10 protein-coding genes and 1 tRNA gene are annotated in these 7,500 nt (G+C 31.5%); 7 read left to right on the top strand and 4 right to left on the bottom strand.

The features are described from left to right. Positions 1-70: 70 nt before the first annotated feature. Positions 71-427: a winged helix-turn-helix transcriptional regulator gene (locus tag OU788_RS11240; protein ID WP_274635255.1), complete on the bottom strand. Its 357-nt coding sequence runs from the start codon at positions 425-427 to the stop codon at positions 71-73. Between the two features lie 111 nt (positions 428-538). Here OU788_RS11240 and OU788_RS11235 point away from each other — a divergent pair, with 111 nt between their 5' ends. From OU788_RS11235 to ygiD, 3 genes are all read left to right on the top strand, one after another. Beyond that, the gene (locus OU788_RS11235; RefSeq protein WP_274635254.1) at positions 539-1,051 is read left to right on the top strand and encodes an NAD(P)H-dependent oxidoreductase; all 513 of its coding nucleotides are present in this window, start codon (positions 539-541) and stop codon (positions 1,049-1,051) included. 15 nt (positions 1,052-1,066) lie between these two features. After that, positions 1,067-1,642, top strand: coding sequence for a YceI family protein (locus OU788_RS11230; RefSeq protein ID WP_274635253.1), 576 nt, complete (start codon positions 1,067-1,069; stop codon positions 1,640-1,642). Positions 1,643-1,775: 133 nt separating this feature from the next. Continuing rightward, positions 1,776-2,606 carry a 4,5-DOPA-extradiol-dioxygenase gene (gene ygiD / locus OU788_RS11225; protein ID WP_274635252.1) on the top strand — a complete coding sequence of 277 codons (831 nt, stop codon included), beginning with the start codon at positions 1,776-1,778 and terminating at the stop codon, positions 2,604-2,606. Between the two features lie 72 nt (positions 2,607-2,678). Here ygiD and OU788_RS11220 read toward each other — a convergent pair whose 3' ends face one another. The 3 genes from OU788_RS11220 to OU788_RS11210 are packed head-to-tail and all read right to left on the bottom strand — an operon-like array spanning position 2,679 to position 4,419. Continuing rightward, complete coding sequence (locus OU788_RS11220; protein ID WP_274635251.1) at positions 2,679-3,104, bottom strand: DUF2147 domain-containing protein; 426 nt, start codon at positions 3,102-3,104, stop codon at positions 2,679-2,681. Between the two features lie 45 nt (positions 3,105-3,149). Beyond that, positions 3,150-3,677 (bottom strand): KdsC family phosphatase, encoded by a 528-nt coding sequence (locus OU788_RS11215; protein ID WP_274635250.1) that lies wholly within the window; start codon positions 3,675-3,677, stop codon positions 3,150-3,152. After that, positions 3,661-4,419, bottom strand: a complete 759-nt coding sequence (locus tag OU788_RS11210; RefSeq protein WP_274635249.1) for a Rossmann-like and DUF2520 domain-containing protein — start codon at positions 4,417-4,419, stop codon at positions 3,661-3,663. Before OU788_RS11210 ends, OU788_RS11215 begins: the two co-directional genes overlap by 17 nt. A 152-nt stretch (positions 4,420-4,571) precedes the next feature. Here OU788_RS11210 and OU788_RS11205 point away from each other — a divergent pair, with 152 nt between their 5' ends. The 4 genes from OU788_RS11205 (at position 4,572) to OU788_RS11190 (ending at position 7,494) form a co-directional block, all read left to right on the top strand. Beyond that, the gene (locus OU788_RS11205; protein WP_274635248.1) at positions 4,572-5,981 is read left to right on the top strand and encodes an MATE family efflux transporter; all 1,410 of its coding nucleotides are present in this window, start codon (positions 4,572-4,574) and stop codon (positions 5,979-5,981) included. Positions 5,982-6,010: 29 nt separating this feature from the next. Continuing rightward, the gene (locus OU788_RS11200) at positions 6,011-6,643 is read left to right on the top strand and encodes a hypothetical protein (RefSeq protein WP_274635247.1); all 633 of its coding nucleotides are present in this window, start codon (positions 6,011-6,013) and stop codon (positions 6,641-6,643) included. A gap of 3 nt (positions 6,644-6,646) precedes the next feature. Next, entirely contained in the window at positions 6,647-7,363 is a 717-nt protein-coding gene (gene bshB1 / locus OU788_RS11195) for a bacillithiol biosynthesis deacetylase BshB1 (RefSeq protein WP_274635246.1), read from the top strand. 55 nt (positions 7,364-7,418) lie between these two features. Continuing rightward, positions 7,419-7,494, top strand: a tRNA-His gene (locus OU788_RS11190). Positions 7,495-7,500: the final 6 nt, after the last annotated feature.

The raw sequence follows: 7,500 nt of genomic DNA, 5'->3' as shown, positions 1-7,500 counted from the left end.
AATAGGTATACAGGTAGATTTTACAATGGCTATGAAAGCAAATTATAGAAACTAACTCTAAAGCTTCTATTTATTTCAATGTCATTTCACGATGTTCAATACCCCAAGTAACCATAACATCCAAAGCAGTTTGTAAACGCATTCCAGATTCTGTTAATTCATATTCTACAGTAACAGGAGTTGTATCGTAAATGGTGCGTTTGATAATTCCGTTAGCTTCTAGATCTTTTAACTCTTTAGACAACATTCTTGGAGAAATCTTTCCTATATTTCGTTGTAGTTCTTTGAAACGCATTTTTCTATATAAAAGGCTTCCAATAATAGATAGCTTCCATTTTCCACTTATTACGTTTAGAGTATCTCTTAAAGCTAATACATATTGAACAGAGCATCTTTTAAGCTCTTCTATTTGAGTACTTGTTTCCATGTTGTATTTAATAGGTATACTTTTGTATACTGGTATACTAAGGTATAGTAGTTACTTTTGTATACCAAATATACATATTTTTGTAGTGTTAAAACAAGTAAATATAAAATAATGAAACACTTAGTAATTGTAACACATCCAAATATTGACGAATCAAAAGTTAACAAGTCTTGGATAAACGAGCTAGAACAGTACAATGATAAAGTAACTATTCATCAACTATATAATGAGTATCCAGATTTAAATATAGACGTAGAAAAAGAACAAGAATTACTATTAAATCATGATAGTATTATTATTCAATTTCCGTTACACTGGTTCAATACACCTTTTTTATTAAAAAAATGGATGGATGAAGTTTTAACCTATGGTTGGGCTTTTGGTCCTGGAGGAGATAAGTTAAAAGGGAAAAAATTTCGTCTATCAGTATCAACAGGAGGTACTGAAGAAACCTATAATAGTTTCGTATCTTTAGAAGACCTATTAAAATCAGTAACAGTTTCGTTTCAATTTTGCGGACTAGAAATGTTACAACCACATGTGTTTTATGGGGCAAATGACAATCCAGAATTAGAAGAGATACAGATAAACTCAAAACAATATGCAGATTTAATTTTACAATAATAAAAACCAGAAACAATGAAAAATTTAAAAAATCCATTAGTGTTTATGTTAATCGCATTAACAACATTATCATTCACCACCATTATTAAAGATGTAAAAGAAGTAAATACCAAAGAAAGTAAAGTCGTTTGGAAAGGGTATAAGGTAACAGGTTCTCATGAAGGAACAGTTAATTTACAATCGGGCACATTAAACTTTGAAGACGATAAATTAGTAGGAGGAGAGTTTACTATAGATATGACTTCTATTGCGGTAACAGATTTATCAGGAGATTACCAAAAGAAGTTAGAAGGGCATTTAAAATCGGATGATTTTTTTGGTGTAAAGAATCACCCAACTTCAACTTTGGTATTTACTAAGGTAAAATCAAAAGGGAAAAACTCTTATGAAGTAACTGCTGATTTAACTATTAAAAACAAAACCAATCATGTAACTTTTGAAATTTCAGTATATGGTAAAAAAGCAACAGCTTCACTAAAGGTAGATAGAGCTGAATATGATGTAAAATACGGTTCTACAAGCTTTTTTGATGGTTTAAAGGATAAAGCAATTTACGACGAATTTGATCTAGTAGTTGATTTAGTTTTTTAAATTCAATATAGACTGCATACATATCCCGAATTAAAGTTTGGGATATGTTTAAATAATATAAATAAACAAGTATACCCTTATGAAACGATCTGCGTTTTTATAATTACTAGGGTTAGCATCAGTAAATTTGAGTATGGGATCATTAAGCGGATTAAAAAAGTTATCAGATAGTTTACCAGTTTCTCAGACAATGCCAGTGTTGTTTTTAGGACATGGTAGTCCTATGAATGCTATTGAAGAAAACGAATTTACTTTAGGGTTTAAAAATATTTCAAAAACACTACCTAAACCTAAAGCTATTATATGTATTTCGGCACATTGGTTTACTAAAGGAACCAAAGTAACTGCGATGGAAATGCCTAAAACTATTCACGATTTTGGTGGTTTTCCTCAAGAGTTATTTGAACAGCAATATCCTGCTAGCGGAAGCCCAGAATTAGCTAAGGAAACAAAACAGTTATTACATCCTAATTTTGTTGAGTTAGATGAACATTGGGGACTAGATCATGGTGCTTGGACCGTATTGAAATATTTATTTCCAAAGGCAGATGTGCCCGTAATTCAATTAAGTATTGATTACACCAAAGGTGCTAATTACCATTTTGAATTGGCAAAACAACTTACTTCTTTAAGGCAAAAAGGAGTGTTGATTATTGGTAGCGGAAACATTGTTCATAATTTACGATTGGTTGACTGGAAGAATTTTGATAAAGATAATTACGGATATGATTGGGCTATTGAAGCAAGAGCAACGGTTAATAAATATTTATTAGAAGGAAATTATCAACCTTTAATAGATTATACGAAACAATCAAAAGCTTTTCAGCTTGCAATTCCAACTCCAGATCATTATTTACCTTTAATATATAGTTTAGGGTTACAACAAAAAAAAGAAGAAGTTCAGCTTTTTAATGATAAGTTATTAGCGGGGTCTTTAAGTATGACTTCTTTAAAAATAGGTTAGAAGTAAACGTTGTAATAATAAAAAAAGCTCTAGCAAATTTGCTAGAGAAGCTTTTTTATAATGAGAATATTGTTATTGCTTTCTATGCCAGTAAGCTGTTCTACCAAAGGCAGAAAAACCAACATAACCTCTAATTTTAAGTTTGTTTTTTCCGTCTAGTTTTATGTAGCATTTATATTCCTTACCATTTTTAGGATCCAAGATTTTTCCACCACTCCATTCATCACCATCTTTAGATAATCCTGTTAAAATATTCATTCCTAAAATAGGATTGTTTTTTCTGTAGCCGCTACATTTATCACAAACAGCTTTTTGACGGTTTTTATCTGTTATTTCAACAATTTTAGCGTAAGCTTTTCCGTCTTTTTCATATACTTCAATAACAGAGTCTACTTTGTTAGTTTCTTCGTCACGGTTTTCCCATTTTCCGAAAATAGTTTGTGCGCTCATCGATAAGCTAACGGTTGTAAATAATAAAGCAAAAAGTATTTTTTTCATAATCTAAAAGTTTTAATAGTATATCGTTTTCAAAAAGTATTCCAATTAATCGTATTGAGCGTCAAATTTGCTGTCCCATTTTCCTTGTACGCGTAGAACTTGCTCAATAATGTCGCGAGCACAACCATTACCTCCTGTTTTATCAGAAATGTATTTAGAAATTTGTTGAATTTCACGTGCTGCATCATTTGGGCAAGCCGGCATTCCTACGAGTTTCATTACAGGGTAATCAGGTATATCATCACCCATGTACATCACATTTTCTGGATTTAATTTGTACTTTTCAACCAATTCGTTGAATTGTTTTATTTTATTATGAGCACCTAAGTAAATATCGGTTATACCTAAATCTTCTAAGCGAGTACGTACACCTTCGTTTTTTCCTCCAGAAATAATACAAACTCTAAAACCAGCTTTTACAGCAGCTTTTAAAGCGTATCCGTCTTTGATGTTCATTTGACGAACTAACTGTCCATCAGGAAAAACAGTAACAATTCCGTTTGTTAAAACACCATCTACATCAAAAATAAATGTATCTATTTGAGGCAGGTATTCTTTATAGCTTTTTTCCATTCTGTTGGATTGATTTTGTAATAAGTTTATAAATTTCTTGTTGCTCGGTATTCAATAACGCTAAATGGTTTTGAATAGTTTTTTGGTCATTTCTCTTTGCAGGACCAGTTTGTGCTGCTTCAGGATTTAGTTTTGTAATCTTTTCGGCAGTTTCTTGTATTAAAGGATATAAGATTTCAAACGGAACTTGATATTCATCACAAATATCTGCTCCAATTTTATACATATGGTTGGTAAAGTTGTTTACAAAAACAGCAGCAACATGCAATCGTTTTCGTTGCTCTGAATTGATGTGGTATATTTTTTTTCCAATAGTTTTAGCTAAAGTTTCTAAAAGTATCGAGTCTTGCTCATTTTCAGCTTCTAAGCAAAATGGAATTTCATCAAAATTCACTTCTTTATCTTTAGAAAAACTCTGTAATAAGTAAAAAATACCTTTACGACCAGCATTTTGTAGCGACTGCATTGCAACACTACCAGAAGTATGTACAACTAAGCTGTTTTTATTTTCAATTGTACTTGAAACATGACTGATAGCATCATCAGAAACCGCTATGATATACACATCAGCTTCTTTTAATAACTCTATGCTATTTGTGATGGAAGTAACGTCTTTTAAATGCTCTATCTGTTTAATATTTCGAGCATAAACTTGTACCAATGATACATCATTAGCTTTGCTAAAAGCATTGGCTAAATGTGTAGCTACATTACCACCTCCTATAATGACAACCTTAATCATAGTACGAAGATATTGAATTTAATTAAAAATATTTTCGCATATTTGTTTCATTATGATTGTATAAGTCGCATAAATAGCACGGTTGCTTGAGCAACAAATAGTTACCTCTTAAGAATTTCTTAAGAGATATTTCTTATTTTAAAAATTTAACAATGACTGAAAACAATCAAACTTCAAAACAAACTATATTTTCTCTTTTTAAAGATGCCATTTTAGGTAGACAACAAGATTTTACGCAAGGAAGCATTCGTAAAGCAGTTTTTTTATTAGCAATTCCCATGATATTAGAAATGCTAATGGAGTCTATTTTTGCTTTGGTAGATATTATTTACGTTTCTAGAGTTAGCGTAAATGCAGTAGCTACTGTAGGATTAACAGAATCGGTACTAACCTTGGTGTATGCAGTAGCTATTGGTTTAAGTATGGCAGCAACAGCTTTAGTTGCTCGAAGAACAGGAGAAAAAGATAATGAAGGAGCAAATCAAACAGCTGTACAAGTAATATTTTTAGGAATCTTTATTTCAATTCTGATTAGTATTGTGGGGATTTTGTATCCTAAAGAAATCCTCGAATTAATGGGTGGCGAACCTGATTTAATAGAAGAAGGGTATAGATATACTCAAGTACTTTTAGGAGGAAACATAACGGTGATGTTACTCTTTTTAATCAATGCAATTTTCAGAGGAGCAGGAAATGCATCCATAGCCATGTGGACATTGATTTTATCTAATGGATTAAATATTATTTTAGATCCTATTTTTATTTTCGGATTAGGACCAATACCAGCTTATGGTGTAGAAGGGGCAGCCATAGCAACAACTATTGGTAGAGGTACCGCAGTAATAACACAGTTATTAGTGCTATTTTTTGGAGCAGGTAAAATAAAATTAGTAGCAAAAGACTTAGTAATACGAATTGCTGTAATGGTAAACTTAATAAAAGTATCATTAGGAGGAATAGGGCAGTTCATTATAGGAACTTCTAGTTGGGTATTTTTAATGCGAATTATGTCAGAGTTTGGTAGTGAAGTACTAGCAGGTTACACAATTGCTATTAGAGTAATGATGTTTACACTTATGCCTGCTTGGGGAATGAGTAATGCAGCTGCAACTTTAGTTGGTCAAAATTTAGGAGCAAAGCAACCCGAAAGAGCAGAAAAATCAGTTTGGATAACCAGTAAATACTGTGCATATTTTATGGGGTCTGTATCATTGGTTTATATATTCTTTGCACCAACTTTTTTAGGATGGTTCTCAGAGAATACCTTGGTGGTAGAAAATGGAGCTTTATGTTTACAAATTATCGCAGCAGGATATATTGCGTATGCATATGGTATGGTAGTTATTCAATCATTTAATGGTTCGGGAGATACGAAAACACCTACCTATGTTAACTTTGTATGTTTTTGGTTATTTCAATTACCGTTTGCGTATATAATGGCAATTACTTTAAATTTCGGCCCTGTAGGAGTGTTTACAGCTATAACATTAGCAGAAGTTTTAATTGCTATTGTGGGCGTTTGGCTCTTTAAAAAAGGAAAATGGAAAACAATTCAAGTGTAAATTTCATTTAGTAAATTAGCTAGAAAAATATGATGAAGAATATTTTAAAAACTTTAATACTTCTTTTGGTTTTTTATTCTTGTAAAAAGAAAAAACTTTCCAATCTTCCATTTGTGATTGATAAAAATATAACATGTGATGTTTTGTATGATAATGGATACAAATGGTCTCCTGGGGAAGATGTAATATTATTAGGGAAGAAAAATCAAGATACTGTTATTTATTATGAAGTTCATCAAGAATTTAATGAAGAAGAATATTTTAAAGAAGAAGAAGTAGAAATTGATACTGTAAAAAGAAATGAAAAACATGAACAATATTTAAGTCAAGATCCTTTAGTTTTGTCTGATTCAATATATAATTTGGTTTGGGGAAGTATAAAGGAACAACAAAGTACTATTTGTAAAAATAGCAAAGTAACTTGGAGGAATTATATTCTTAAAATTAATAAAGATCTTGTTAAGAGTTTTAAAAACAAGATTGATACTAGTAACTTTAGAATTCTATACTTAAAAGAATTTAATTATAATGTTGAAAATTCTTATGATGTGATTGAGGAATTCAAGGTTTTAAATAAAGTGAAAAAAGATACTTTTGATTGTTCAATTTATAAATTAGATAATGGGTATTATTTTTCGTCAAAAATCTCATTAAATAGATAAAAAATGAAACTAGATATATTAGCTTTTGGCGCGCATCCTGATGATGTAGAATTAGGATGTGCAGCTACTATAGCCAAAGAAATTTCGTTAGGAAAAAAAGTAGGAATAGTCGATTTAACTCGAGGAGAATTAGGAACAAGAGGTTCCGCTGAATTACGTGATAAAGAAGCTGCAAATGCTGCTGAAATCCTTGGAGTTTCAGTACGTGAAAACCTAGGTTTTGCTGATGGTTTTTTCAGAAATGATAAAGAGCATCAATTAGAAATCATTAAAATGATACGAAAGTATCAACCGGAAATAGTATTATGTAATGCTATTGATGACCGTCATATTGATCATCCAAAAGGAAGTCAGTTAGTATCGGATGCTTGTTTTTTAAGCGGATTATTAAAGATAGAAACAGTATTGGACGGAGAGCAGCAAGAAAAATGGCGTCCAAAACAAGTGTACCATTATATTCAATGGAAAAATATAGAACCAGACTTTGTAGTTAACGTAACTGGTTTTATGGATAAGAAAATAGCTTCTGTTATGGCATATTCATCTCAGTTTTATGATCCGAAAAGCGACGAGCCAGAAACACCAATAACTAGTAAAAACTTTACTGATAGTATAGAATATAGAGCAAGAGACCTTGGTAGGTTAATAGGGGTTGATTATGCAGAAGGCTTTACATCAGAACGTTATGTGGCAATTGAAAATTTTAGTAAATTAATTTAAAAAAAAGTTTTGTCACAATGTAAAAAGCTTGTATATTTGCACCCGCAAGTTACATGGTGATTGTAGCTCAGCTGGTTAGAGCGCCGGATTGTGGTTCCGGAGGTCGCCGGTTCGAACCCGGTCTTTCACCCAAAACC

The sequence above is a fragment of the Tenacibaculum sp. L6 genome, from assembly GCF_028823685.1.
In the GTDB taxonomy this organism is placed as follows: Bacteria; Bacteroidota; Bacteroidia; order Flavobacteriales; family Flavobacteriaceae; genus Polaribacter.
This window is presented reverse-complemented; position numbering and strand designations above follow the sequence as displayed.

What these genes read in the sequence shown, in the direction of transcription:
- OU788_RS11240 (WP_274635255.1), bottom strand. Translation starts at nt 427, where the DNA reads ATGGAAACAAGTACTCAAATAGAAGAGCTTAAAAGATGCTCTGTTCAA.
- OU788_RS11235 (WP_274635254.1), top strand. Translation starts at nt 539, where the DNA reads ATGAAACACTTAGTAATTGTAACACATCCAAATATTGACGAATCAAAA.
- OU788_RS11230 (WP_274635253.1), top strand. Translation starts at nt 1,067, where the DNA reads ATGAAAAATTTAAAAAATCCATTAGTGTTTATGTTAATCGCATTAACA.
- ygiD (WP_274635252.1), top strand. Translation starts at nt 1,776, where the DNA reads ATGGGATCATTAAGCGGATTAAAAAAGTTATCAGATAGTTTACCAGTT.
- OU788_RS11220 (WP_274635251.1), bottom strand. Translation starts at nt 3,104, where the DNA reads ATGAAAAAAATACTTTTTGCTTTATTATTTACAACCGTTAGCTTATCG.
- OU788_RS11215 (WP_274635250.1), bottom strand. Translation starts at nt 3,677, where the DNA reads ATGGAAAAAAGCTATAAAGAATACCTGCCTCAAATAGATACATTTATT.
- OU788_RS11210 (WP_274635249.1), bottom strand. Translation starts at nt 4,419, where the DNA reads ATGATTAAGGTTGTCATTATAGGAGGTGGTAATGTAGCTACACATTTA.
- OU788_RS11205 (WP_274635248.1), top strand. Translation starts at nt 4,572, where the DNA reads ATGACTGAAAACAATCAAACTTCAAAACAAACTATATTTTCTCTTTTT.
- OU788_RS11200 (WP_274635247.1), top strand. Translation starts at nt 6,011, where the DNA reads ATGATGAAGAATATTTTAAAAACTTTAATACTTCTTTTGGTTTTTTAT.
- bshB1 (WP_274635246.1), top strand. Translation starts at nt 6,647, where the DNA reads ATGAAACTAGATATATTAGCTTTTGGCGCGCATCCTGATGATGTAGAA.